Source organism: Pseudomonas asuensis (assembly GCF_014646755.1).
Lineage (GTDB): Bacteria > Pseudomonadota > Gammaproteobacteria > Pseudomonadales > Pseudomonadaceae > Chryseomonas > Chryseomonas asuensis.
Window position 1 is genome coordinate 131,060 of the sequence record NZ_BMNW01000006.1, and the last position, 24,230, is coordinate 155,289.

The 24,230-nt window shown below is 53.1% G+C and carries 16 protein-coding genes; 7 read left to right on the forward strand and 9 right to left on the reverse strand.

Annotation, left to right across the window (positions count from 1 at the left end; genetic code table 11):
- Window positions 1–11 precede the first annotated feature (11 nt).
- Window positions 12–5,447 carry a trifunctional serine/threonine-protein kinase/ATP-binding protein/sensor histidine kinase gene (locus tag IEX86_RS14580; protein WP_188866858.1) on the forward strand — a complete coding sequence of 1,812 codons (5,436 nt, stop codon included), beginning with the start codon at window positions 12–14 and terminating at the stop codon, window positions 5,445–5,447.
- A gap of 39 nt (window positions 5,448–5,486) precedes the next feature.
- Here the strand turns inward: IEX86_RS14580 and IEX86_RS14585 are convergent, their stop codons facing one another.
- The gene (locus tag IEX86_RS14585) at window positions 5,487–6,209 is read right to left on the reverse strand and encodes a pirin family protein (protein WP_188866859.1); all 723 of its coding nucleotides are present in this window, start codon (window positions 6,207–6,209) and stop codon (window positions 5,487–5,489) included.
- Window positions 6,210–6,490: 281 nt separating this feature from the next.
- Here IEX86_RS14585 and fusA point away from each other — a divergent pair, with 281 nt between their 5' ends.
- Both fusA and IEX86_RS14595 read left to right on the forward strand, forming a co-directional pair.
- Window positions 6,491–8,590 (forward strand): elongation factor G, encoded by a 2,100-nt coding sequence (gene fusA, locus IEX86_RS14590; RefSeq protein ID WP_188866860.1) that lies wholly within the window; start codon window positions 6,491–6,493, stop codon window positions 8,588–8,590.
- A 236-nt stretch (window positions 8,591–8,826) separates the two neighbouring features.
- The gene (locus IEX86_RS14595; RefSeq protein WP_229685353.1) at window positions 8,827–9,408 is read left to right on the forward strand and encodes a helix-turn-helix domain-containing protein; all 582 of its coding nucleotides are present in this window, start codon (window positions 8,827–8,829) and stop codon (window positions 9,406–9,408) included.
- Window positions 9,409–9,419: 11 nt separating this feature from the next.
- Here IEX86_RS14595 and IEX86_RS14600 read toward each other — a convergent pair whose 3' ends face one another.
- Window positions 9,420–10,298 (reverse strand): LysR family transcriptional regulator, encoded by an 879-nt coding sequence (locus IEX86_RS14600; protein WP_188866861.1) that lies wholly within the window; start codon window positions 10,296–10,298, stop codon window positions 9,420–9,422.
- Window positions 10,299–10,579: 281 nt separating this feature from the next.
- Here IEX86_RS14600 and IEX86_RS14605 point away from each other — a divergent pair, with 281 nt between their 5' ends.
- Window positions 10,580–10,819, forward strand: a complete 240-nt coding sequence (locus IEX86_RS14605) for a TIGR02647 family protein (protein WP_188866862.1) — start codon at window positions 10,580–10,582, stop codon at window positions 10,817–10,819.
- A gap of 105 nt (window positions 10,820–10,924) precedes the next feature.
- On the opposite strand, the gene IEX86_RS14610 is transcribed toward IEX86_RS14605, so the two are convergent.
- The 5 genes from IEX86_RS14610 to IEX86_RS14630 form a co-directional block, all read right to left on the reverse strand.
- A complete protein-coding gene (locus IEX86_RS14610; protein ID WP_188866863.1) occupies window positions 10,925–11,986 on the reverse strand; it encodes a hypothetical protein in 1,062 nt (353 codons plus the stop codon).
- Between the two features lie 194 nt (window positions 11,987–12,180).
- Window positions 12,181–12,948 (reverse strand): WbqC family protein, encoded by a 768-nt coding sequence (locus IEX86_RS14615; protein ID WP_188866864.1) that lies wholly within the window; start codon window positions 12,946–12,948, stop codon window positions 12,181–12,183.
- Window positions 12,949–13,050: 102 nt separating this feature from the next.
- On the reverse strand, window positions 13,051–13,983 hold the full coding sequence (locus IEX86_RS14620; RefSeq protein ID WP_188866865.1) for a glycosyltransferase: 933 nt from the start codon (window positions 13,981–13,983) through the stop codon (window positions 13,051–13,053).
- 2 nt (window positions 13,984–13,985) lie between these two features.
- On the reverse strand, window positions 13,986–15,485 hold the full coding sequence (locus IEX86_RS14625) for a lipopolysaccharide biosynthesis protein (RefSeq protein ID WP_188867032.1): 1,500 nt from the start codon (window positions 15,483–15,485) through the stop codon (window positions 13,986–13,988).
- Window positions 15,486–15,505: 20 nt separating this feature from the next.
- A complete protein-coding gene (locus IEX86_RS14630) occupies window positions 15,506–16,696 on the reverse strand; it encodes a DegT/DnrJ/EryC1/StrS family aminotransferase (RefSeq protein WP_188866866.1) in 1,191 nt (396 codons plus the stop codon).
- Window positions 16,697–17,306: 610 nt separating this feature from the next.
- On the opposite strand from IEX86_RS14630, the gene IEX86_RS14635 reads away from it, so the two are divergent.
- On the forward strand, window positions 17,307–18,125 hold the full coding sequence (locus IEX86_RS14635; RefSeq protein ID WP_188866867.1) for a formyltransferase family protein: 819 nt from the start codon (window positions 17,307–17,309) through the stop codon (window positions 18,123–18,125).
- A 682-nt stretch (window positions 18,126–18,807) separates the two neighbouring features.
- Here the strand turns inward: IEX86_RS14635 and narL are convergent.
- Window positions 18,808–19,443: a two-component system response regulator NarL gene (gene narL / locus IEX86_RS14640; RefSeq protein WP_188866868.1), complete on the reverse strand. Its 636-nt coding sequence runs from the start codon at window positions 19,441–19,443 to the stop codon at window positions 18,808–18,810.
- The gene (locus IEX86_RS14645) at window positions 19,440–21,242 is read right to left on the reverse strand and encodes an ATP-binding protein (RefSeq protein WP_188866869.1); all 1,803 of its coding nucleotides are present in this window, start codon (window positions 21,240–21,242) and stop codon (window positions 19,440–19,442) included. Before IEX86_RS14645 ends, narL begins: the two co-directional genes overlap by 4 nt.
- Before the next feature lie 236 nt (window positions 21,243–21,478).
- Here IEX86_RS14645 and IEX86_RS14650 point away from each other — a divergent pair, with 236 nt between their 5' ends.
- Window positions 21,479–22,732: an MFS transporter gene (locus IEX86_RS14650; protein ID WP_188866870.1), complete on the forward strand. Its 1,254-nt coding sequence runs from the start codon at window positions 21,479–21,481 to the stop codon at window positions 22,730–22,732.
- A 20-nt stretch (window positions 22,733–22,752) separates the two neighbouring features.
- Window positions 22,753–24,168 carry a NarK family nitrate/nitrite MFS transporter gene (locus IEX86_RS14655; RefSeq protein WP_188866871.1) on the forward strand — a complete coding sequence of 472 codons (1,416 nt, stop codon included), beginning with the start codon at window positions 22,753–22,755 and terminating at the stop codon, window positions 24,166–24,168.
- Window positions 24,169–24,230 lie beyond the last annotated feature (62 nt).

Genomic DNA, 24,230 nt, shown 5'->3' on the forward strand with positions numbered 1-24,230 from the left:
GGACTATAGATATGAGTGGCCAGGTACAGCAGATCCCGTTGGATGAGGCCTGGTTGCAGGGACTCTCCTGGGAGCCATTTGATAGTGAGCACACACACCGTTTTAGTGTTCGTGATCCGATAACCGGCAAAACCTGGCTTGCCTGCACTGCTGCGCTACATACAGACAGGACCGCCTGTCAGCGGTTGGAGCGGGAATTCGCCTTACGTCATTTGTTGCAACCTGAATGGGCATTGATACCTATCGCCTATATCCCAACCCAGAAGGGCCCTGTTCTACTGCTTGATGATCAGCAGGGGCGACCGGTTGGTCCGCTGGTGTCTGGCGATGACCGCATCGAGTGTTTTATCGTTAGGGCACTAGCTGCGACTCATGCCCTAGGCTGCCTGCATGCACAAGGTTTGCTGCATCAGGACATCAAGCCAGACAACTTCGTCTGTGTTTCTGATAGCGGAATACGCCTGACCGGGTTTGGTAACACGATACCACTGTCTCAGGCTGAGACTCTACGCAATGGTGCCCTACAAGGTACGGTTGACTACATGTCTCCCGAGCAGCTCCATGGAGCGCAGGGGAGCGTAGACGTTCGCAGTGACCTGTATGCGTTGGGAATGACGCTTTATGAGTGGTTGACAGGCCGGTTACCGTTTTCGGGAGGCGATGCGGTTGAGTGGTTCCACAGCCATCTAGCCCGCGAACCTGCACCGCCCAGTCGTTTCGACACGACCATTCCGCCTGTGCTGGATCAGATAATCCTGACACTGATCAAAAAGAATCCCGCCGAACGTTATCAAACAGCCAAGGCGTTAGCGCTGGAGCTAGAGTGCTGCCTTCAGACATTGAGGCAACCCGAACGTTCTACCTTCTCGCCTGCCATCAGCTCTATTCTTAACACGCGTGATACCTTTGTTGGGCGGGAGCAAGAACTCGGACATATGGCCGTTGCGCTTGATCGTGTCAAGCGTTCGCACGGATGCGAATTCATTCTGGTGGAAGGGTATTCAGGCACCGGCAAGTCGACACTGGTCCGGCAGTTCGCCTCCAATTTGCACAGTCACGATACCTGTTTCATCGAAGGCAAGTTCGATCAGTTGAAGCAGACGCCGTTTTCACCCCTGGCCCAGGCCTTGAACAGTCTGGTGATAAGGGCAATGGGCGAAGGTAACGAACGATTATCCTTTTTGCGCCATCGCCTTGACCAGGCACTTGGCAAGCAGGTCGGGCTGTTAATGAGCATTATCCCAGATCTTTACTTGCTCACTGGGCCAGTTACCTATACACCCAGTTTGCCTGCCAATGAAGTACATACCCGGCTCAACGAAGCGCTGGTAGCGTTGCTGTCAGTGTTTGGCTCACCAGAGCGTCCACTCGTTCTATTTCTGGATGACTTGCAGTGGCTCGACACGGCAACGCTTACGTTTATCCTCCACGTGGTCAAGGCCGGTATTTCTGATTTTCTGTTCATTGGCGCCTACCGTGAGAATGATGCACGTCTGCCAGGTGAGTTTCAGATGTTCCTGCAGCAGCTGACAGATTCTTCATCCAATCTCACCATGCTGCCGCTAAGGCCTCTGTCTCCGGACGAGACCGGTAGATTAATTGAGCATTATTTGAAGAGCGGGGCTGTTTCCATCAACGCTCTGGCTGGAGCGGTGCAGGATAAGACCGGTGGTAATCCGTTCTTTACGCAGCAGCTGATCCGCTATCTGCTTGAGGAAAAGCGCCTTGAGCAGAGGGAAGGGTGCTGGCAGTGGGATATGGATCACCTTGAGCAGCACCACTATGCCGATAATGTCATTGATCTGATGCTCAGCCGTCTGGAGCGTTTGCCTGCCAGCTGTCTTGTTGTATTACAGACACTGGCCTTGATGGGAAACGATACGCCGCTTGCCGCATTGGCAGACTTGTGTGGATTGTCTACATCCGATGTGCAGCATCAATTGCAACCCGCCTTGCGGGCTTCGCTGGTCAATGAGCAGGACGGTTACTACCGGCTATCTCATGATCGCGTACAGGAGACGGTTTACGGCTCGATACCTGAAGCGCAGCGTCTGGAAGAACATGCCCGGGTCGCCTGTTATCTGATTGATCGTATCGCTACAGCAGGCCAACCCGAAGCGCATTACGCCATTGCCTCACACATTCAACGAGCCGGTATTGCTGCATTCCAGCCTGCCGATTATTCGTTGATCACTACAGCCCTGCTGAATGCGGCGCGGTGTGCAAAAGCCGCAGCTGCGACCCACGCGGCGCTGAAGTATCTACAACAGGCCGAAGCTCTGATGGATGTTGCATGTCGTCCTATGGATGACCAGCGACGCGCATTGAATCTGCTCTACCTGCAATGTTTGTTACTGTCCATGCAGCTGGAGGCAGTACCCCACCGGTTGGAACTGGTCCTCGCTCAGTTGACATCGCCTGCCGAGCGAGCCGAGTTTCATCAGCTCGGTGTAGAGCTGCGCGGTTTGCAATCCGACTACCAAGGCGCTGTCGACGTCGCAACCGTCGCGTTAAAGGAACTGGGTATTGATCTGGCAAACCTGAAAGCGCCTTGGGATGAGATTTGCCGCTGGCTTGACACTCATGGCATCGAGTCGATCCTGCATTTACCGCTGATGACCAACGATTCGATAAAGCCTGTTGTTGGGTTGCTTTCCAGCATGATCATACCTGCGACGGTCGTTGATGCTGAATTATCCTTTCGGCAGCAGTGCCATTTGATGCTTCTTACGCTCATGCATGGCTTGACTGGCGCCGGTGCAGAAGGCATGGCCTGGTTGGGTGTGCTGATTGCGCAGCGGCATGGCTTCTATGCCAAGGGCTATGAACTGGCTAGAACCGCGTTAAGCGTTGTGGAGCAACATGGCTTTCATGCGGCCCGGGCGGGCGTGCTGGTGCCGCTGGATCAAGTCAGTGTCTGGACGCAGCCCGTAGAGTCCGCATTGGATTATGCGCGCCAGGCATGTGCCGTGAGCTATACCGAAGGTAATCTCACGACATCCAGCTATGCCTGTATGCATATCGTGTTCGACCTGATGGTCGCCGGCAAACCGCTATCCGAGGTTAAAGAGCACCTTGAGCTTGCCCGCTCCTTTACCGAGCGTATCGATTTCCAGGATGTTCAGATGGCCATACGGTGCTTTGAGCAGTATGTGCATCAACTGGGTACCAGTGCACCTTCTCGCGATCATATTCGGAGCGAGACAACAGTGGTCCTGTTCTGGGAAGCCCTGCTGCGAGGAATGAGCGCCTATCATTTCGGTTATTACGCTGATGCCCAATCGGCCCTGGAAAGAGCCGCTCAGGTAGCCTGGTCTGTACCCGCACATATTCACCTGGTTGATCTGCATTTGTTTCAGGCACTGACCTACGCTGCACTTGCCGGCACTGGCTCACCGGAGGAAGCCTTGGCTGCCATGGAGCCGCATCGGCAGCAGCTTCATGCCTGGGCCGAAATCAATCCTGGCGTGTTCAAGGACAAGGCAACGCTACTTGATGCTGAACATGCCCGAGTCGCCGGGGACGGACTGAATGCTCTGGCACTGTATGAAAAGGCCGCCATGCTGGCGGGCCGTTATGGGTTTGTACCTGTTCAGGCTCTGGCCCATGAATTGGCGGCCAGACATTGCTTTGCCCATGATCTGCATGTTGCCAGCCAAAGCCACCTGGACAGTGCAAAGCGGTATTACAAGATCTGGGAGGCGAACGCGAAGGTTACTCAGCTGGATAGGCATCACCCATGGTCAGAGTCGGCCTCGGTTGGTAGGGCACCAGCCACGGTCGATAGCCAGGAGAACCTTGATCTTATATCTGTACTTAAAGCCTCCCAGGCCTTGTCCCAGGAGCTTGAGCTGGACAAACTGATCGCTCGGCTAATGACAAATACGCTGATCCATGCAGGCGCCCAGCGCGGTGTGCTGCTTTTTGTCGAACAGGAAAATGCAGTGGTTGCGGCCAGCAGTTGGGTTGAGCCGAACCAGGACGTCGCCATTGACTTGGTCTCTGAGCCTGCAAAGCCACAGTGGCTACCTATCTCTGTTCTCAATACGGCAATCCGAAGCAAGAAGCCAGTTGTGCTGACAGATGCGTGTCAACCATCTCGCTTTTCGGGTGACGTGTATTTTACAGACCATAAGGTACGCGCGCTGCTGTGCCTTCCATTGCTCAGACAGGGCGAGGTCGTGGGTGCCCTCTATATGGAAAACAACCTCATGCCGGGAGTTTTTACCCAGGAACGGACGCAGGTTCTTGAACTGCTGGCCGCCCAGGCCGCCATTTCTCTGGAAACTGCCCGGCTTTACGAAGAGCTGGTCGCTGAAAACCAGCGTCGACAAGCCGTTGAAACGGCGCTTCGAGAAAGCGAAAGCTTTTTGAAACTGGGGCAGCAGATCAGCAATATCGGTATCTACCGTTGGAATCCCGTTACGGACGAAGCGGTATGGACCTCGGAGATGTATGCCTTGTTTGGCATTACAGGAAGTGATGTTCCGCCTGGCTACGTGGGGTTGTGGGATCTGATTCATCCCGATGACCTGGCCGGGTTTCAGGCCCATGTAAACAAGGCGGTACGTGCCAGGGGCCCGTACCGTTACGAGATCCGGATCACTACACCTGAAGGGAAGGAAAAGCGCCTTGAAACCATGGGCCATCTGGATGGTGAAACCTACATTGGCGCTGTTATTGATCTTACCGAGGTCAGAACGACCGAATCGGAACTGCGTAACGCCCGGGCCGAGCTGACACGAGCCGCGCAGTCAACCATCCTGGGAGAGCTGGCCGCATCCATCGCCCACGAGATCAATCAGCCGCTGGCTTCCATAGTAACCAATGCCAGCGCTGGTATTCGATGGCTGGACAGGCCTGTCCCTGAGCTTTCTGAAACACGGGAAAGCCTGGAAGAGATAGCCAAGGAAGGAAAGCGGGCCGGTGACATCGTGCATGCTCTTAGATCTTTGACCAAACAGGCCACGCCTGATCTGCAGCCGCTGCTCATTGACGAAGTAATCGCCACGGTACTTCGGCTGATCTCCGGTGAGATCGAACATCGCCACGTCATGCTTACGTCCCGTCTGGCTGCGGGTGGTGGTGTTGTGCTTGGCGACCGGGTTCTGTTGCAGCAGGTAGTTCTCAACTTAATTAACAACGCGCTTGAAGCGATGCTCCAGGCCAGTCAGTCTCCCTGTCAGCTTGAGGTGTGCTCAAATGTGGTGGCGTTAGACTATGTCGTGGTATCCATTGAGGATACCGGCATAGGCATCCCGGACAAGCACCGTGAGCAGTTGTTTGATGCCTTCTTTTCCACCAAGAGCAGCGGTATGGGAATGGGATTGGCTATCTGCCGGTCGGTTATCCAGTCTCATGGAGGCAGCATTCATGCGTTCACGGGTCGTAAGCGCGGCAGTGTCTTTGTTTTTACACTACCGTTGGCAGCACAAAAGCAAGGCTGATCAAAAGGGGAGCCTCGAAGATCGGGGCTCCCCTTTAAGTCATGGCATCATGGGAAGTTCATTAGGGCGCAGGTCAAATACGATCACTTCTGCATTTTTTCCATTGCTAAAGGCAAGCATCTGCTCGTTGCGGATTCTTACACCGTCGCCTTCACCCAGTACCTGACCATTGAGCTCAATCTGCCCTTGCGCTACGTGCACATAGGCATATCGGCCTTCTTGCAGATTCAGGGTTGCCTGTTCTTCACCGTTGAACAAACCCGCATAGACACGTGCGTCTTGACGAATTTCCAAGGAGCCCTGCTCGCCGGTTGGCGAAAGGACCAGGCGCAACTGGCCGCGCTTGCTCTCTGCACTAAAGTGCTTTTGCTGATAGCGCGGCTCGGCGCCTCGGGCGTTAGGTACAATCCAGATCTGCAGGAAATGGACAGGATCACTCTCAGAGTGGTTGTACTCACTATGCGCCACACCGGTGCCGGCACTCATGAGCTGTACGTCGCCCGGGCGGATGACGGACCCTGTTCCCAACGTGTCTTTGTGTTCAAGCGCCCCTTCCAGGACGTAGGAGAAGATCTCCATATCGCGGTGGGGGTGAGTACCAAACCCTTGTGCTTGAGCAACACGGTCATCATTGATCACCAGCAGATCCGAAAACCCCTGCTCTTGAGGGTTACGGTAGCTGGCAAAAGAAAAGGTATGGAAAGACTTGAGCCAGCCATGATTGGCGAATCCACGTTCAGTTGCTTTACGAAGGGCTAACATGTTCAGTCTCCTGGTCAATCAACAATGTGTTGTTACCCGAATCAGGTATGGGCCCAGAGTAAAGCGGTTAAATGATGTGATAAATCACTTGAAATGCGTAAAAAAGTCTCAATATGGTTGACAGTACGGTGAGCTTGTCTGATTAGGCTCGTCTCTCCAAGCGATACGCACAAACGTTCAATACAAGCCTCGTAAGTCAGTCTATTGTTATTGCAGCCCCGGGCGGATATCCGTATCGCCTGTCTGCCGGCTGACAACGCTGGTTTCTAGGAGAATCTTCTATGGCCCGAACGACCTCTATCGACCGCTATCGCAATATCGGCATCGTTGCCCACGTGGATGCCGGAAAAACAACCACGACCGAACGCATCCTCTTTTATACCGGTGTGAACCATAAAATGGGTGAGGTGCATGACGGTGCCGCAACCATGGACTGGATGGTGCAGGAGCAAGAGCGCGGTATCACAATCACTTCTGCTGCGACCACGGCCTTTTGGTCTGGCTCTACCAAGCAGTTCGATAAGCACCGAATCAACATTATCGACACGCCCGGTCACGTGGACTTCACCATTGAGGTGGAGCGGTCCCTGCGCGTACTCGATGGTGCCGTAGTGGTATTTAGCGGAGCCGATGGTGTTGAGCCTCAATCCGAGACGGTCTGGCGTCAGGCAGACAAATACCATGTGCCCCGTATCGCCTACGTGAACAAGATGGACCGTGCGGGTGCGGATTTCCTGCGCGTCGTCGATCAGATCAAAAAGCGCCTGGGCCATACACCGGTTCCGATTCAGCTCCCAATTGGTCGTGAAGAAAACTTCGTCGGCCAGGTAGACCTGCTGAAGATGAAGGCCATTTACTGGAACGACGATGACCAGGGAATGACCTATCGCGAGGAGGATATCCCTGCCGAGTTGCAGGTCGAGGCCGAGGAGTGGCGTGAGCACATGGTGGAAGCGGCGGCTGAAGCCAATGAAGACTTCATGAGCAAATACCTTGAAGGCGAGCCGCTCACCAACGATGAAATTCGCACAGGTCTGCGTTTGCGGACGCTGGCGGGTGAAGTGGTTCCGGCGGTATGCGGTTCCTCGTTCAAGAACAAAGGGGTGCCGCTGGTACTGGATGCGGTTATCGATTATCTCCCGGCTCCCATCGAAATTGCTGCCATTAAAGGGGTGCACCCGGATGATCCCGAGCGCACCGACGAGCGCCATGCCGATGATGATGAGCCGTTCTCGGCACTGGCCTTCAAGATCGCAACCGACCCCTTCGTAGGTACGCTTACCTTTGCGCGGGTGTATTCAGGCGTGCTGTCATCAGGCGACTCGGTACTTAACTCGGTGAAAGGCAAGAAGGAGCGGGTCGGCCGGATGGTGCAGATGCACGCCAACACTCGTGAGGAAATCAAGGAAGTTCGTGCAGGCGACATCGCTGCCCTGATCGGCATGAAAGATGTGACAACCGGGGACACCCTCTGCTCACTCGAGAAGCCGATTATCCTGGAGCGGATGGACTTCCCCGAGCCGGTGATTTCAGTGGCCGTCGAACCCAAAACCAAGGCCGACCAGGAAAAGATGGGTATTGCGTTGGGCAAGCTGGCCCAGGAAGACCCCTCTTTCCGCGTCAAGACGGACGAGGAAACCGGGCAGACTATCATTTCAGGGATGGGTGAGCTGCACCTGGATATCCTTATCGACCGCATGCGGCGTGAATTCAATGTTGAAGCAAACATTGGCAAACCTCAGGTGGCGTACCGCGAGACGATCCGTAACACTTGCGAAATAGAGGGCAAGTTTGTGCGTCAGTCTGGCGGCCGTGGCCAGTTTGGTCACTGCTGGATTCGATTTGCACCCATCGATGAAGGGGAAGAGGGATTACTGTTCACCAGCGAAGTCGTGGGTGGCGTAATTCCCAAGGAGTATATCCCCGCGATTCAAAAGGGCATCGAAGATCAGATGAAGAACGGTGTCCTGGCGGGGTATCCACTGCTCGGTCTGAAAGCAACGGTCTTTGACGGCTCCTACCATGATGTGGACTCCAACGAGATGGCGTTCAAGATTGCTGCCTCAATGGCAACCAAGCAACTCTCCCAGAAGGGTGGTGCGGTGCTGCTTGAGCCCATCATGAAGGTTGAGGTGGTTACGCCTGAAGACTACATGGGTGACGTGATGGGCGACTTGAACCGTCGGCGTGGTCTGATTCAGGGTATGGAAGATACCCTCTCCGGCAAGGTCGTGCGTGCCGAAGTACCTTTGGGTGAGATGTTTGGCTACGCGACGGATGTACGCTCTATGTCACAAGGTCGTGCCAGTTATTCCATGGAGTTTTCTCGCTATGCAGAGGCGCCCAGAAACATTGTCGAATCGCTGATCAAGAAGTCTTAAGGTTTTAGCGTCCCTTTAGGGCAGCTTTAACATTCACTGGCCAGCTACCGTATTACAGGTAGCTGGCTTTTTTATAGCCACACTTCGCGTATTGCATGTCACTCAAGGCAACTCACTGTTAAAGAATAGTGACAGATCAGATTTTTCATTTAAGAACGTTTCAACTTTAGCCAAGGACCTTAAGGGCTCCCAACCTCAATACTGCATTCCAACCTACTACTCTAAGGAGCGTTGGAATGACTATGCTCAATCCCAAGCTGTTACATGGACTGGACTGCGCCAGTAGTGCAGAGCCTGATACAGGTATGGCTGGTACTGCTCATGTCCTGGTACGCCGCCTGCTCGAAACACTTGATAGTGTTCAGGACGCAGCAGGGCCAATCAGTCGCACCTTAATCGACGAATTGCAGGCTCGCCTTGCGCCTAATGGTTTTCAGCCTGAAGCGCCTGTCGACGATAGAATCGCTTTGTCACGCTGGCAGGAGAGGATGGCCAAGCGTTTAATGATAGAGCAGCTGGATGAAGGACTTTCGGTATCCGAGATTGCTCAGGCCTGCTCGTTGTCGAGAAGCCATTTTTCCCGAGCATTTAAAAAAAATACTGGGCTATCGCCTCGCGACTGGTACCAGCAGCTGCGTATCGCCAAGGCCAAGCGAATGCTTGTGAATACAGATCTGCCGATTAGCCAGATAGGTACGGAATGTGCCTTCTCGGATCAATCACATTTCACCCGTGTATTCACCAAGGCAGTAGGGTGTACACCACTCAGCTGGCGCCGCTCCGGGGGCCAGCAAGCCCCTCAGCAGGCCTTGGGATGAGAGCCGAGCCTTTAAACAGCCAAGTGCTCCCGGAGGAAATTGGCAAACGCCTGTACCGCTCTCGAAGACTGGCGGTGCTGCGGATAGACGGCATAAAAGGCAGACGTAGGGGGTTGATGAGCTTGCAGTACAGGCACCAGCCGTCCATCGTTGAGCGCATTGTTGACAATAAACACCGGCAAATAGGCAATGCCGAGCCCGGCAACTGCTGCATCCCGGACCACCTCGCCGTTGTTGGTGCGCAGCTTACCCTTTACGGGGACGCATACAAGCTGGCCCTGGGTTTGGAATTTCCACTCTACACTTTTCACATGCCCATAGAGCAAACACTCGTGATGACGCAGGTCGTCTGGCGTTTCAGGAGTTGAATGCTGCTTAAGGTACTCGGGGCTTGCGCAGGCGGCCATAGGAATGTCCATCAGCCGTTTGGCAATGAGGGTAGAGTCCTCCAGTATTCCACCACGAATGCCCATGTCGTAGCCTTCTGCTACCAGATCGACGGCTCGGTCATTGAGGTCCAATTCCAGATTGATCAACGGATTTTCCTGCATGAACTTAGGCAGGAGAGGGCTGATGTGAAGAGTACCAAACGTCATCGGCGCTGAAACACGCAGTGTTCCGCGGACATTTACCCCCTGACTTGAAACCAGCTCCTGTGTTTCGTTAACGTCATCCAGAATCTGAACCGCACGCTCATAAAGCGTCATACCCAAGTCGGTAGGCTTTAGGCTTCGCGTGGTGCGGTTGAGCAGGCGTACACCTAGCTCCTCTTCCAATGCCATTGTTCTTCGACTCACGTACTGCTTGGAGAGACCCAGCTTTTCTGCCGCTGCTGTAAAGCTCTGCTCATTGATCGTAGCCACAAACAGCCGTAAGTCCTCGAATTGCATGCGAAAGTCTCTTCCTGGTTGACACTGATTCCTATTATATCGGCTTTTTCTACAAGAGGAGGACTATTAGTCTCGTGTTCTACAGTCCCTTTAGAGGCAATGACCATGAGTACTTTCTTGCACAGCGCGGTTTATCTCCTGGCTTCAGCGCTGGTGTTGTATATGGCTGTGAGTGGATAGGCCAGCTCGCGCTTGATTTAAAGTGAAACATATTACCCTGCGAGCATTTTGGAACACGGCGGCTAGACTCAATGACAGGGTTACTCAAATAAGGACACGCCATGCCGTATACCCAAGCGCTCATCGAAGAAATCAACCTTTTGGCTCGATATGACCTGAGTAATAATCTGGCAGGACTAAAGGTCCATCAGGACGCTACGCAAGAAGTGCTGGCAGCGATCAAGAGGCTTTACGATAAAGGCCTAATCAGTCAGGTCGACGGCGGCTATCTGACAGGCTTAGGACGGGATGCAGCAGAGCATGCGCAAGTGCTGTTAACGATCCTGAATCCGACAACATAAACCTGTCGATACCAGTACCGCAGCATTTGGCAGGATTTTCTAAATGGTTGGTACCTGCTCTTTATAGGCGCCAACCATGATCCGCCATGCAGTGTTCAGAGCGCATCAAGCACTTGGCGTGATCGTATTCACTTGCTTCTGCAATCGCTCAATCCATTCCAGAACTTCAATAAACCGGCTGGTTGCAGTGCCATGTTCGAGCTTTATACGTAATGCGGCGGGTAAGCTCAGATCTTCCTCGATAGCTGGCTTCAGCAGATCATCATCAAAACTCAAGCAGAGCTGACCTTTCTCTGAAAATTCCAGGGATGGCCGTGTTAGGAAACTTTCAAGTTCGATGAACAGGCCGAGTAGATCATTTTTCAGGAGTGTTTCGCACTCCAATAGACTGTCACCTGACAGCCTGAACAGTTGGTCGAAGACTGAATCCCTTGTATCGAGCCATACCCTTCTGTCAGAGAGGATTCCTGCCGCATGGGTGCGTATTGTAAGACCGCGCAACCCCTGGAAGTCGAATATGAGACTGTAGCGTTTAAAATGATGAATGACCTCTTTACACTCATCTCGCGCGCGTTCGGTGTTGTAATTGACCTCAACTCTTTTTTCAGCGTAGGCCAATTCATAATAGGAAAAGGATTGACAGGGATCAGATGAAGGCTTCAGAGAGTTGTCTTGAGCTACAACTAATTCTCTGGAATGACCTTCCCGCTGATAATCTCCAAAGTCGGCGCTAATCCGTTCGAGAATCAAATAGCGATAATCATCCAAGGGATGTAGTTTCATTTCGATAAGGATCATTTTCCTTATCAAAACCTTGGAAAGCATGGGTATATTGTTGGCTTGACCGATTAGTATGCAAATGCCCGCCAAGACAGCAAAGCTGCCAACAATACCGATACAAACGCTTGCAGAATGCTGGTAGCTGCCAAAGTCCAAGGGCGAATGCAGGCTGTTGTAGAGGATGAGCGACAAGAGGATCAACAGAGCGCCTGAAACCAACGATCCAAGCCCTAGTGTAGGCTGGAACGTCTTTGGTCCTGGAAAGGACTCGAATGTGTCGATAATGGCAAATAGGTCATCACGAGAAGTAGCCTTTTCAAGCTCTCTATACCCATCATCCACCAGGCGGCCGAGCCTGGCATTGTGGGAGAATTTTAAACCCCGCATCGTTCCTTGAAAAACCTTGCATCCAAAGATGCCAGTCTATCACCAAAGGTATATTTCGGATGTCTTTGTCTTTATAAGGCAGACTTGCTTCTGGAAAAGCAGTCCAGTATCCAGCGCCTCGCTTCAGACGCTGGATGTTGCGGTTAATTACAAGTTTTAAAGCCAGCGACTAGAGGCGAGTAGTGCTTATATCATTAGGCAATGTGCTCTAAAAACGCTTCAGTTGATGAGCTATCCAAATGCGCTATGCCCTCTACAAGCGTATAGCGTGCGAGCAGCTCCTTTACAGCATCGATAGAGTTGAACATCAGCACGTCGATGATGGAAAGGGAGGGGACGAATTCAGAGGTAAGCTGAGGGTAGGTCACTTCATCCATCTTGATAAAGCGCAGCTGTAGATCGTGGCTTGCGAAATAGTCAGGGCAGTAGAGTGGGACGCCCCCAATCGAGTTGAGATAACGAGTGCCCCCCAACTGCTGGGCAACCTTTATGATCCGGTCTTGCTTATCCATCTGTCGTGTATCAGCTAGTTCCGACAGGATGTGGATAGGGGTATCAATTTTCATATAGCAGCACAGGGCGCGAATTGAGTTTTCAGTAAAGCGGGCCAGATTGCGGTCTGGATTTGCGAAAATACTGGTCAGCAAAGCCAGAACCTCTGCTCTGTACGGTGCTTTCTTGTAGCTGTGCTCCAGCATAATCAATAATGCTTTTGCTTCTTCATCGAACGTATCGGATAACCAGCGCTCGTTGATAGCCGCTCGACGACTTCCTTTACGCAGTGGAAAGGTGATCAGCTTGGGTTGGCCATCGTGGGTCAATACGCGATTACGGTTCATCCAGGAGCCCTTGACGAACTGCAGATCATCAACCAGCACAAAAGCATCGCTGGCTTCGATCAGTTGGAAGTAGCCCAGATAGGGAAACAAATAGGGCTGCATCATCGAGATCGTTTTAAGCATGGTGCTTCTCCTTGCACGGGATGACATGAATCGGGTGGAAATATGCTTTCGCCTGAGCGCCTACGGGGCAGAAACCAGCAGTCTTTTGGAAGGAAAGCATGATCATTTCCGAATGACTGAGGGAATGACGTTTGTAAACGGCTTGAGTAAGACTTTCCGAGCCAGCTGCAGAAATGCCAGAAAACGGTTGCGATGGGTCATGACAATGAGCGACTGACTAAAAACCTGCGTCATGAAGTACTCGTAAAGCTCCTGCTGGCCGATGCGCTGGTAGTAGCGTGCCAGGTTGTAATAGGCGTGCAGGCTCATTGCCGTGCGCTGCTTTTGCGGGCGCATCGACAGGACCCCATTCTTGTGTACACGGTAAGCGGCAGGCCGGATCTCCTTCATGTATTTGCCTTTACCGTGAGCACCCAGCAAAGACCACCAGCATATGTCTTCCATGCGTACGCCATGCAGCTCAGGAGGGAGCGCCTTGATCACATTGCGAAAGCAGACCGTTAGGGTGGAAAAATACCTGGCCCGTAGCAGCTCCTGCTGACTGGCATCGCGGCGGTGCAGTCCGGCCAGCTGGACGTTTCGGATGATGCCTTGCTCATTGAACATATAGGCGTCGTGAAACGTCATGACATAGTCATCATGCTGTTCGAGGAAATCGACCTGGAGCTGCAGTTTGCGAGGGTCCGTCCAGAAGTCGTCACCTTCGCAAATCGCGATATAGGGGCTATCCAGCGAAGCAAAGATTTTAGTGATAAAGGGAACACCAAGGCTGTACTGGTTTTGCTGCTGGTAGATAGGCTTGATGATAGAAGGATAACGCTCAGCGTATTCCTGGATGATGGCCTGCGTGCCATCAGTCGAGGCATCGTCGTGCACGATGACCTCAAAGGGGAAGCGGGTCTCCTGAATCAAAAAGCCGTCCAGCGTTTCGCGAATAAAGCTGGCTTGGTTATAGGTCAGGCAAACCACACTCACCAGAGGGTTCTCGTCGGCGCCCCAATGCTTCTTGATGGCCTGTTCGGTTTTTACTTCCATGATTAAACGCTCGGGTTCTGGCCCAGGAGATACGGCTTTGAAAAAACGGCTTTAGCAGACAGGAACACGAACACCAGGCAGAGCAATCCTCGTCCCGCCAGACCTATGAAGGTTTCAATGCGTTGGCTACCGTCCAGCGCAGGCAGAAGCCAGTCGCCCAAGGCCAGGCCAAGCGCAGTCATTACGGCGATACGCAGAAGATCTGACAGCCAAAGGAAACTAAGGCCGGGTGAAAAACGCTCATGGACGATGTGAGGCCAGATTACCAGGGTTCCCAGGCTGACCGCGAACCAGATCGCGCCGGCACCCAGTGCACCATGGGTCAGGATGGCGTACATCATCAGTGGGACACTGATAGCGGTAGAGCAGACTCCAAACCAGACATGCATCCGCAGTTGGCCGTGGGCATACTGCAGATAGAACTGGAAACCACTCATGGCCAGCAGCGCGCTGCCTAGGACATACCAGATCAGGACCGGGCTGCTCCAGGCGGCTGCCTCGGCATTGCCCGTCCAGGCATAGAGGAGTTCGCGCCCATGGAAGGCAATGACACCTGCCATAGGGAATAGCACGCTGCAAAACAGCCGTGACACGTTTAGGTACAGCGCTCGCATCTCGGCAATGCGACCTTCTGCCGTTAGCATCGTCAGGCGTGGCAGGAGCGTTTGTACAAGCGGGTTAGTCAATGACAGGATACCGGTCGCAATCAGAGCAACCAGGGAAAAATAACCGTACTCCTGCAGGGTAAGCGCTTTTGAGAGCAGCACCTTGTCCAGCTGGGTCTGCAGCATCCAGAGCACTGTACTGGACGACATGCCAAGCGCAAATGGCAGTACAGGCTTGACCATTTGCCAATTGAACCCTGTCAGGCGGCGGGGCCTGGGCATCAGATTGTAGGCTCGGTTAGCAAAGGATAGCGTTTCCAGAAGCCCTACCAGAGTCTGATAGACGAAGAAGTGCAAGGGCTTTGCACTGACATAGCTAATGAATAGCAGCGCCCCAAAATACCTAAGCGTTGCGAAAAAAACGTTGATGCCATTGAGCCAGTGATGTTGCTCCATCCCCTGAATACCGCTCTTGTAGAGCGTGGCATAGAGCCTCAAAACGATCATCAGTCCCATCAGGCTGATACACTGGCCAATCATCACCGGATCAAGTTGGCTTGCCTTCAGCCAGCCATGAGCTATGGCGTTACTGCCTATATGGATGCTCAGACCAGTCAGTACTGCTACTGGCAGGATAAGAAGCTCGAATGAGCGCAATAGGCGACCTGACGAGTATCGGCTGTGCTGTTGCGTCCCGCGAAAATGAGCGATCTGGCGCGCAAGAGCAGGTGATAACCCCGCGTCCAGCAAATAGAGCCAAGCCTGCATGGCCGTAAAAAAGCCGATGAGTCCGTAGGCTTCAGCCCCCATATGCCGAAGGTAGAAAGGCATGATCAGGATGCCGGCCAGCATCACATAGACTTGGCCCAGATAGCTAAGTCCGGTGTTTTTGAGCATGAACCGTTTTAACGAGGTAGTCACAGGGTGGACTTCTTGCACATACTGGAAAGAGGCAAGGCGCTCATGGTGTTAAAGGCAAAGGCATCGTTGTATGGCTCACACGTTTCGCGTTGGGCGCGTGCCAATTGTCTCGCCTCGACTTCCCTGAGCACCGTCTCGATAACAACGCTTTGCGATTCCTTGCTAAGTCCGGGAAAGATCGGCAGGCAAAGGACGCGCTTACTCAATCCCCGTGATATCCACTGAGGTTGCTGCGGCTGAAGGTATTCAACCGTATCCAACGACGGGTAAAAATAGCGACGTGGGTTGATTTGCCTTTGATTAAGCTGACTCGTAACTCTGAGCAGCTCGTTTTCTTCCTGCAATGCAATCGGAAAATAACTGTAGTTCCGCTCGCTATCGGGCTGCTGGCGCTGTAGGTCCAGATAGCCCGCCAGCGTTGATTCATACCGATAACCGATCTCCGCCCGCTCCTCAAGAATCCGGTCTATGTCATCCAGCACACATAGCCCCATCGCCGCCGAGAACTCGTTGAGCTTGGCATTGATACCTGGACCGCCTAATCGATTTCCCTCGGAAAACCCGAAATTGGCAAGCTCTCTGACATGCTGGGCAAGACCATCATCATTAGTAACGATAGCGCCCCCTTCAATCGTATGAAAAACTTTGGTCGCGTGAAAACTCAAGGTGCAGATGTCACCCCAGTTGGCGATCGACTCTCCCTTGTAACGTACGCCAAAGGCATGAGCCCCATCGTAAATAGTTTTCAGGCCATTGCGGGCTGCCACCGCCTGGATGCGTTCGACATCGCATGGATTACCAAACACATGAGTTGCGACAATGGCTGAGGTGTCCTTTTGTAGCCTGGCTTCAATCTGGCTAGGGTCGAGATTCCACGTGACAGGGTCGATATCAGAGAAGACAGGGCGGATGTGCTCCCATTGCAGCGTGCTGCTGGTTGCAATGAAGCTGAACGGCGTGGTGATTGCGCTACCTTGGATACCCAAGGCGCGATAGGCGATTTGCAGCGCCAGGGTGCCGTTGCTGGTGAGCACAATATTGCGTACGCCTAGATACTCTTTTAGACGCTGCTCAAGCAGACGAGTTAGAGGACCATGATTGGTAAAACAGCCTGAAGCGTATATTTGATCGATATATGCTTGAAGTTTGGCTTTATTGCCTGGGAAAGGCTGCGTAACATTGATCATTTTATTCCTCGTCCAATGAGCAGTTAAACCTTTAAAACGGGATTGATTAGTATTTAGAGGTTTCTCAATGCCGCAATTTCATCCTACGACTTCCAAGAACAACTTTTACTATAGCCAGAGCTATAAACGTGTCTTTTATGAAACACGTTATATGAATAGACCGGATTTGGTTAAGTTCAAATGCGTTTTAAGATTATTTGGTTATGGGCCGGCGTAAGGGCACCTTTCAAGGTTATATAGACGTATTTACATACGCCTTTACTAACATAAAACCATTTTGTACTGCGTACGCTTGTAGAGCGGTTCCTATGCATGCTGCGGCTTTCCGCCCCTTAGTCAGCAGAGCGCTTGAGCGAGGCGAAATTCAAAAAGTCTATGCGACATTGGTAAGTAAACAGACTGAAATACCTATTTCTTAAAATTTGAGAAATAGATCGAAAATTTATGCGCTGTTGCTCTATTGGAAACTTCAGTGGTGAGTAGTAATTAATCCTAGCCTTAATTAAGTATTAATCCTTTACAGTATTTATCATGCGTCGGTAAAGTCGCCTGCACTTTAGGTTGCTTAAGTGCAGTCGCAACGACCAGGCAGACATTTATGAAATATAAGATGGTTTTTCTAGGCAGCAATGCTGCTGTTCTTGATTATTTTTGCTGTAATAGTAACTTTGAGGTCGTTGGCATTATCTGTGAAGAGCAGTTATTGAATGACGATGTCATCACGTGCGCCTTTCTGCGAGATGTTCCCCTTAGGGTGGCAGCATCGTATAGCGAGATCGAAGCAGCCTTGGCAGATTTTGATAGCCTCGACTTCTGCGTCATTTGTTATTTCAGCCGAATCATTAAGTCTGACCTGTTGGAAAAGTTTACCTTTTTCAACATCCACGCCAGCTACCTGCCCACCTATAAGGGAAAGCACCCTGTTTTTCATGCCATCGCGGCGGGCGAGAAAGAAATTGGCATTTCCTTGCACAAGGTGACCTCATCAATAGATGAGGGGGCTATCATCTCTAGAGAAAAGGCCCAATTTTACTACTGGATGAATGAAAAAGATCTCATGCAGGCGTTGTTTGCAAAAACGCCAGTGCTCATGAGTGATCTCGTTCGATACCTGAAGGGTGAGCTTGAGCCCATTCCGAACAGCGAAGGCTCATACTTCCCGCCGTTCCAGCCAGCATCCATTATCCTCCATGAAGACATGACCGCTTCAGATATCCTGAACATTTCAAGAAGCCAAGAGTGCTACGCGGGGGTTAGATTACAATTCAGAGCACAGTGGTTCAGGATCCGCAAGATCACGGTCTCCCGGATGGACACCCTGGATAATTATGAAGCCTCTGGGCGTATTCTGCTAAAAGAGCAGCGGCCAGTTGGGCTCCAGATTGACCAAGCCTACTACCTCAAATTCTCGGATGTCACGGCTGAGTAATATCGGTTCAAGCGGTTTTATAGGCTGCTGCAAGCGACATAGATGGGGTAGGGCGCTGCATGTTTGCAGGCGGGAGCCACGCTGTTCAGCAGTTAGGAGGACCTCTTCAGCGGGCCTTCCCATGACGAGCGAATAGCGCTGCTTCATGTACCACGCTAACCCAACGCTGGAGGCGCGCGGTACACACACTACTCTATGCAGGACCTGATAAGCACGCTGGGCAAGCGGTAGGCTTAGTGCCACCTGTGGCGCTTCGGGTAACTTGGCCATTCATAAGGACATAAGCCAAATCTCATGGGTAAAACAACAGTACCTTATGGATGCTTGGGCAGCGAATATGCATCTACATTCGATATTCTTTAGGTCACATAGATGACCTATTTGGGTCACTATAGTTGCGGTGACATCTTTGTTGTCTTGGGAATGAATCGTTTGGCTGACCGATAAAGGGTTAAGAGTAATCAAGGCCATCCATTATCAATCTTGCAAGCACCTTGAGAGACCCAGCGAAGACGAACAGGTCAATCGACTGTGCGAGTTGAATGTAGAGCCGCAAGTGCGCGAGGTCTGCTACACCGCCTTTCATGACTGGCTCTATGATGAGATAGCGGGTCGGTAAAAGACCTGAATGTCAGCTCAGGCCTGGACGCGCTTGCTATTCCTTTCCCTACAATGCGGCCATCTAACGTAAATGATCCAGTGCCCACACAGCCGCTTCAACACGGGATCGGAAGCCAAGCTTATGCAGCAGGTTCTTGACGTGAACCTTGACTGTGCCTTCTGTGATACCCAGTTTGCTGCCGATAACCTTGTTGCTGATCCCGGTTGCAATCATTTTCAGTACCTGGCGCTCTCGCTCCGTTAGCTCAACCTGGGAGACGGAAGGCGCCCGTAGCGCCTGAGCCAGCACACGCGTTAATGTCGGGCTCACCACCAGCGAGCCGTTCAGTACCTCTAGCACCTGCTGGATCAGCATCTCTGGCTCCATATCTTTAAGTAGGTAACCCTCTGCACCCAGGCGTAGGGCGTTACGAATGTCCTGTTCGTCATCGGATACGGTAAAAAGCAGGATTTTGCCGCTGTACCCCTGTTCTCTCAGCCGCTTGAGCGTTTCCACTCCGTTGAGGCGAGGCATGTTGTTATCAAGCAGCACTAGGTCAGGTTGCAAGGGCTTGATCTGCTCCAATGCTTCAAGGCCGTCACTGGCTTCACCGATAACGCTGAGCGACTCATCCATTTCCAGGAGCTGCTTGAGGCCACGTCGCATCATAGGGTGGTCATCAACAAGAAACAGTCGATAAGTGCTGGCGGTATTCATGATAATCCCTGCACGGCATGATGGCCGAGAAAGTGAGGTGCGAAAACAAGTTCAACGCGTGTTCCGTTAGGATGTCGAGGCTGAATACTGAGCTGTCCGCGCAGGCTGCTGGCACGCTCTTGCATGATGGTCAAGCCGTAGTGCTGCCGCGAATCGAAGTCCGGATCAATGCCGCAACCGTCGTCTTCAATGCACAGATGAATATTTTCTGCCTGCTGCTCAAGGCGTACCCAGACGCGTCTGGCATGAGCATGTCGCGCACAGTTTGACAGTGCTTCTCGCACGATCTGCAAGAGATGAATCTGTTCGTTGGCGGCCAGCGTAAAGGCCAATGAGGTGCGCTCAAGTAACACTTCAAAGCCGCCGCGCTCGGCGAATTCTTTTACGGTATCGTCCAGCGCCTGCTCCAGACCACCTTCCTGAATGCGCAGGCGGAAGGTAGTCAATAGTTCGCGTAATTGGCGATAAGCACTGTTGAGACCGTCGCGGATTTCTTCGCTGACCTGCTCAAGGCGATCGACAGGTTCGCCACGACGGATCAGCGCCTGCAGGCGGCTCACCTGAAGCTTCATATACGACAAGGCCTGGGCCAGGGAGTCATGCAGTTCCCGCGCAATAATGGCACGTTCTTCGAGCAACAAGAGGCGATGGTCCTGTTCACGTTGTCGCTCAAGCGATAGCGAGGTGCCAATGAGGTTGCATAGGGCTTCGATGAGCCGTTCTTCCCAGGGATGCGGCAAGCGTCCGTCCAGATACCGGGCGCGCAGCTCACCCAGGGTATTGCCCTGGTTGCTGATAAGGTAGGTTTGCAGCTGACCCGCATGATGGCGTTCGCAACTGGCGCAATCGTTACGCGAGCAGATCTCGCGCGATTGATTGCCATGCAGGGCAATCAAATGATCGGCAGGCTCCAGGGCATGACCGCGCAGGCAAAGCGTTAGCCTAAGACCAGGCAAACGTTGCTGAAAGCTGTCGATCAGCGCGTTCAGCTGGTCTGCATTGGCAGCGCTTCCCGCAAGGTTCCGGCTACTCTGATACAAGAGCTCAAGTGCAGCGTTAGCCTGCGCGAGGCTCTGGGTTTTCTGTTCGACCCGACTTTCGAGTGTTCGGTGTGAGTCTTCGATCGCTTCAGCCATGGCATTGAAACTCACTGCCATCTGCCCTAGTTCGTCGTCGGAGCGGTAATTGATGCGGGCGTCGAACTGACCTGCCCGAAACCGCTCGGTTGCGCCTACCAGTTCCTGCAAGGGAGTGATAACGCTACTGAATAACTCGTACATTCCAATTAGCAGGATAATGACGATCGAAATAAGGGCTGCCCCCTGAATGGCCTGCTGCCAGATTTGTCGCCGTTCGCTCTGATGCTGCAGGAGCATGACGAAACGGTCCAGCTGCTCAACGAAAATGTCGGCCTGTTGCTGAAAGACGACAGGTTGCTGCGCCTTCAATGCCGGTTTTAGATGGTCTTCCCAGTTATTTTCCAGAGCAGTGAAACTCTGACGTAGCAATGACTGGTCATCACGCTGGACCAGGCGAAATAGGGCAGGGCTGTGCAGCCGCTGCTCCAGGTCGTGTTGCAGCGTTTGGATTATGGAGTCTGCTGCCCTGGCTTCAAGTTTCCAACTCAGCCGATAAGTAGCCATGCGCAGGGAGCCTGCCGTATTGATGGCGGCTGCATCCTTTTCAGTCACCCAGGCCATTAAGCCTGCACTGATGGTGCTGGCTAACGCCAGGGTGGAGATGAGGATGACTGCAAGCCCTGCACGCGCCGGAAGGGAGCTCTTGAACCAGTGAAACATCTATCCCTCCCTGGGATACCTCCAAAGAGTTCGCTAGGGGTACCTGTTGCGCTTTCAGTGTCAGAAAATATATTAACTATTTGTATTCAAAGACTATTTTTGCTTTTGTCTCCTACCTCCGAAGAGGTAGAGGGCGTCATCATAGGAAGTTGACTGGCGGTTTGATATTGATCTGCGTCAACGTTTGACCTGCTGTCATCTCTAGTCTCGCCCCTATCGACCAGGAGGGCGGGATCATGGGCAGTGAGAAAATACAGAAAGGAATGGCACTAGGGATGAGTACCCTGGCCTTTACGCTGTGTTTCATGGTCTGGATGATGTTCGCGGTATTGGGCGTACCCATCAAGACGCTGCTTCAACTCAGCGAAACAGAGTTTGGCTTGCTGGCGGCGACGCCCGTCCTTACCGGCTCCCTGATCCGGTTGCCGCTCGGCATGCTTACCGACCGCTTTGGTGGTCGTCCTGTCTTTTTTATCCTGATGCTGGTCTGCGTGCTACCCATTTACCTGGTCAGCTATGCACGCGAATACTGGCAGTTCCTCGTTCTTGGCCTGTTTGTAGGGCTAGCTGGAGGCTCGTTCTCTGTAGGAATTGCCTATGTGGCGAAGTGGTTTGACTCCTCTGCCCAGGGCCTGGCCATGGGAATCTTTGGCGCGGGAAACGCAGGGTCTGCGCTAACCAAGTTTGTGGCGCCAGCTATTATCGCAGCAGCCAGCTGGCAAATGGTTCCAAAGGTCTACTCCGTCATCCTTTTCATCATGGCGCTGCTGTTCTGGTTTTTCACAACCAATGACAAGGCGCCCCGTACGACCCATGCCCCTTCCATGCGAGCACAGCTTCGCATGCTCAAGGACCCGACTGTATTGCGGTACTGCCAGTATTACTCGATTGTCTTTGGCGGATACGTTGCGCTGGCGCTATGGATGACCAAGTATTACGTGCAGGAGTATGGGTTAAGCCTGCAGACCGCTGCTGTCCTGGCAGCCTGCTTCTCTCTGCCAGGCGGCATCCTGCGTGCCGTAGGGGGCTGGATGTCGGACCGGTTTGGCGCCCACAGCGTGACCTGGTGGGTGCTATGGGTCAGCTGGGTATGCCTGTTCCTGCTCTCTATCCCTCAAACCGCATTGACCATTCAAACCGCTAATGGCCCGCAGACCTACGAAATCGGCCCTAACGTTTATGTCTTCACCGTGCTCATGTTTGTCATGGGCGCCGCCTGGGCGTTTGGCAAGGCATCCGTCTTTAAGTACATCGCCAACGACTACCCCGATCACATGGGTGCCATCGCCGGCATCGTCGGCCTTGCCGGTGGGCTTGGTGGCTTCGTTCTACCCATTCTCTTTGGCGCGCTGGTCGACCTGACCGGCATCCGCAGTTCCTGTTTCGTATTGCTGTATGGCGCGGTGTGGGTCTCGCTGATCTGGATGTACCTAAGCGAGGTACGCCAGACCCCTGTCTTTGGCCAGGCACGCGCTGCCTCCCTTTCCTGACCTTTTGAAGGAGAATGATGATGACCGTGATCAAGCACCCAGCGGTAGGGCAGCTGCCCAAGCAGGGGCCGGTAATCGATGACTGGCGACCAGAGGATCCTCAGTTCTGGGGGCACACCGGCAAGGCGATAGCGACACGGAACCTGTGGATTTCCATTCCGGCGCTGTTGTTGTCTTTTGCCGTGTGGATGGTTTGGAGCACCGTAATTGTACGGCTCAACGCCATTGGTTTTGGCTTCACCACAGACCAGTTGTTCTGGTTGGCAGCCTTGCCAGGACTATCTGGCGCAGCGCTACGGGTTTTTTACTCGTTCATGGTCCCGATCTTTGGCGGACGTCGCTGGACTACCGTGAGTACGCTTTCCCTGCTGATTCCCTCCTTGTGGATGGGATTTGCCGTCCAGAATACCGGGACGCCCTATAGCATATTCGTGATCATTGCCTTGCTGTGTGGCCTAGGGGGCGGCAACTTTGCTTCCAGCATGTCCAATATCAGCTTCTTCTTTCCAAAGTCCCAGCAAGGCACTGCGCTGGGGCTGAATGCCGGGCTCGGTAACCTCGGCGTTTCGGTCATGCAGTTCAGCGTACCGCTGGTGGTATCTCTGGGGCTATTCGGGGCGGCAGGCGGTGCACCGCAACAGCTAACCGATGGCTCTGTGCAATGGCTGCAGAACGCAGGCTTTCTCTGGGTGCCGCCTATTGTGCTGGTCTCTCTGGCTGCGTGGTTCGGGATGAACGACCTGACCTGTGCCAAGGCGTCATTTCGTGAGCAGTCTGTCATCTTTACCCGCAAGCACAACTGGCTGATGTGCTGGCTGTATCTTGCGACTTTCGGCTCCTTTATTGGTTTTGCGGCCGCCTTTCCGCTGCTGATCAAGACCTCTTTCCCAGACATCAATGCACTCAAGTTCGCCTTTCTGGGTCCACTGGTAGGTGCCCTGGCACGGCCATTGGGCGGTTGGGTGGCCGACAAGCTGGGGGGCGCCCGCGTCACGCTATGGAACTTCATTCTGATGATCGTAGCGGTCTTCGGCGTCATGCACTTCCTGCCAAGCCACGGGAGCGAAGGGAATTTCTATGGCTTCCTGGCGGTGTTCATGCTGCTTTTCGTTACTACCGGGATTGGCAATGGCTCCACCTTCCGCATGATCCCTGTGATCTTCCGCCTGTTTCATGAGCGTGTCAGTGCAGGCAAAAGCTCGGCTGATCGGGAGCAGGCGCAGCGGCAGGCGGGCAAAGAGTCCGCTGCGGTACTGGGCTTCAGCTCGGCGGTCGGCGCGTTTGGCGCCTTCTTCATCCCTAAAGCATTCGGCACGTCCATTGCCCTGAGTGGTGGCCCTGAAATAGCCATGTACGGGTTCGTCGTCTACTACGTGACCTGCCTCTTCGTGACCTGGTGGTGGTACTCGCGCAAAGGGGCCGAGACACCCTGCTAGACGCCTGCCACTTAGAACATTGATGACCGGGCGCCGCACGGCGAGCGCCCACCTGAGAGGAT

What these genes read in the sequence shown, in the direction of transcription:
- IEX86_RS14600 (WP_188866861.1), bottom strand. Translation starts at nt 10,298, where the DNA reads ATGCAATTCGAGGACTTACGGCTGTTTGTGGCTACGATCAATGAGCAG.
- IEX86_RS14655 (WP_188866871.1), top strand. Translation starts at nt 22,753, where the DNA reads ATGACCGTGATCAAGCACCCAGCGGTAGGGCAGCTGCCCAAGCAGGGG.
- IEX86_RS14605 (WP_188866862.1), top strand. Translation starts at nt 10,580, where the DNA reads ATGCCGTATACCCAAGCGCTCATCGAAGAAATCAACCTTTTGGCTCGA.
- IEX86_RS14595 (WP_229685353.1), top strand. Translation starts at nt 8,827, where the DNA reads ATGACTATGCTCAATCCCAAGCTGTTACATGGACTGGACTGCGCCAGT.
- IEX86_RS14650 (WP_188866870.1), top strand. Translation starts at nt 21,479, where the DNA reads ATGGGCAGTGAGAAAATACAGAAAGGAATGGCACTAGGGATGAGTACC.
- narL (WP_188866868.1), bottom strand. Translation starts at nt 19,443, where the DNA reads ATGAATACCGCCAGCACTTATCGACTGTTTCTTGTTGATGACCACCCT.
- IEX86_RS14615 (WP_188866864.1), bottom strand. Translation starts at nt 12,948, where the DNA reads ATGCTTAAAACGATCTCGATGATGCAGCCCTATTTGTTTCCCTATCTG.
- IEX86_RS14645 (WP_188866869.1), bottom strand. Translation starts at nt 21,242, where the DNA reads ATGTTTCACTGGTTCAAGAGCTCCCTTCCGGCGCGTGCAGGGCTTGCA.
- IEX86_RS14585 (WP_188866859.1), bottom strand. Translation starts at nt 6,209, where the DNA reads ATGTTAGCCCTTCGTAAAGCAACTGAACGTGGATTCGCCAATCATGGC.
- IEX86_RS14610 (WP_188866863.1), bottom strand. Translation starts at nt 11,986, where the DNA reads ATGCGGGGTTTAAAATTCTCCCACAATGCCAGGCTCGGCCGCCTGGTG.
- IEX86_RS14620 (WP_188866865.1), bottom strand. Translation starts at nt 13,983, where the DNA reads ATGGAAGTAAAAACCGAACAGGCCATCAAGAAGCATTGGGGCGCCGAC.
- IEX86_RS14630 (WP_188866866.1), bottom strand. Translation starts at nt 16,696, where the DNA reads ATGATCAATGTTACGCAGCCTTTCCCAGGCAATAAAGCCAAACTTCAA.
- IEX86_RS14580 (WP_188866858.1), top strand. Translation starts at nt 12, where the DNA reads ATGAGTGGCCAGGTACAGCAGATCCCGTTGGATGAGGCCTGGTTGCAG.
- IEX86_RS14625 (WP_188867032.1), bottom strand. Translation starts at nt 15,485, where the DNA reads ATGCTCAAAAACACCGGACTTAGCTATCTGGGCCAAGTCTATGTGATG.
- fusA (WP_188866860.1), top strand. Translation starts at nt 6,491, where the DNA reads ATGGCCCGAACGACCTCTATCGACCGCTATCGCAATATCGGCATCGTT.
- IEX86_RS14635 (WP_188866867.1), top strand. Translation starts at nt 17,307, where the DNA reads ATGGTTTTTCTAGGCAGCAATGCTGCTGTTCTTGATTATTTTTGCTGT.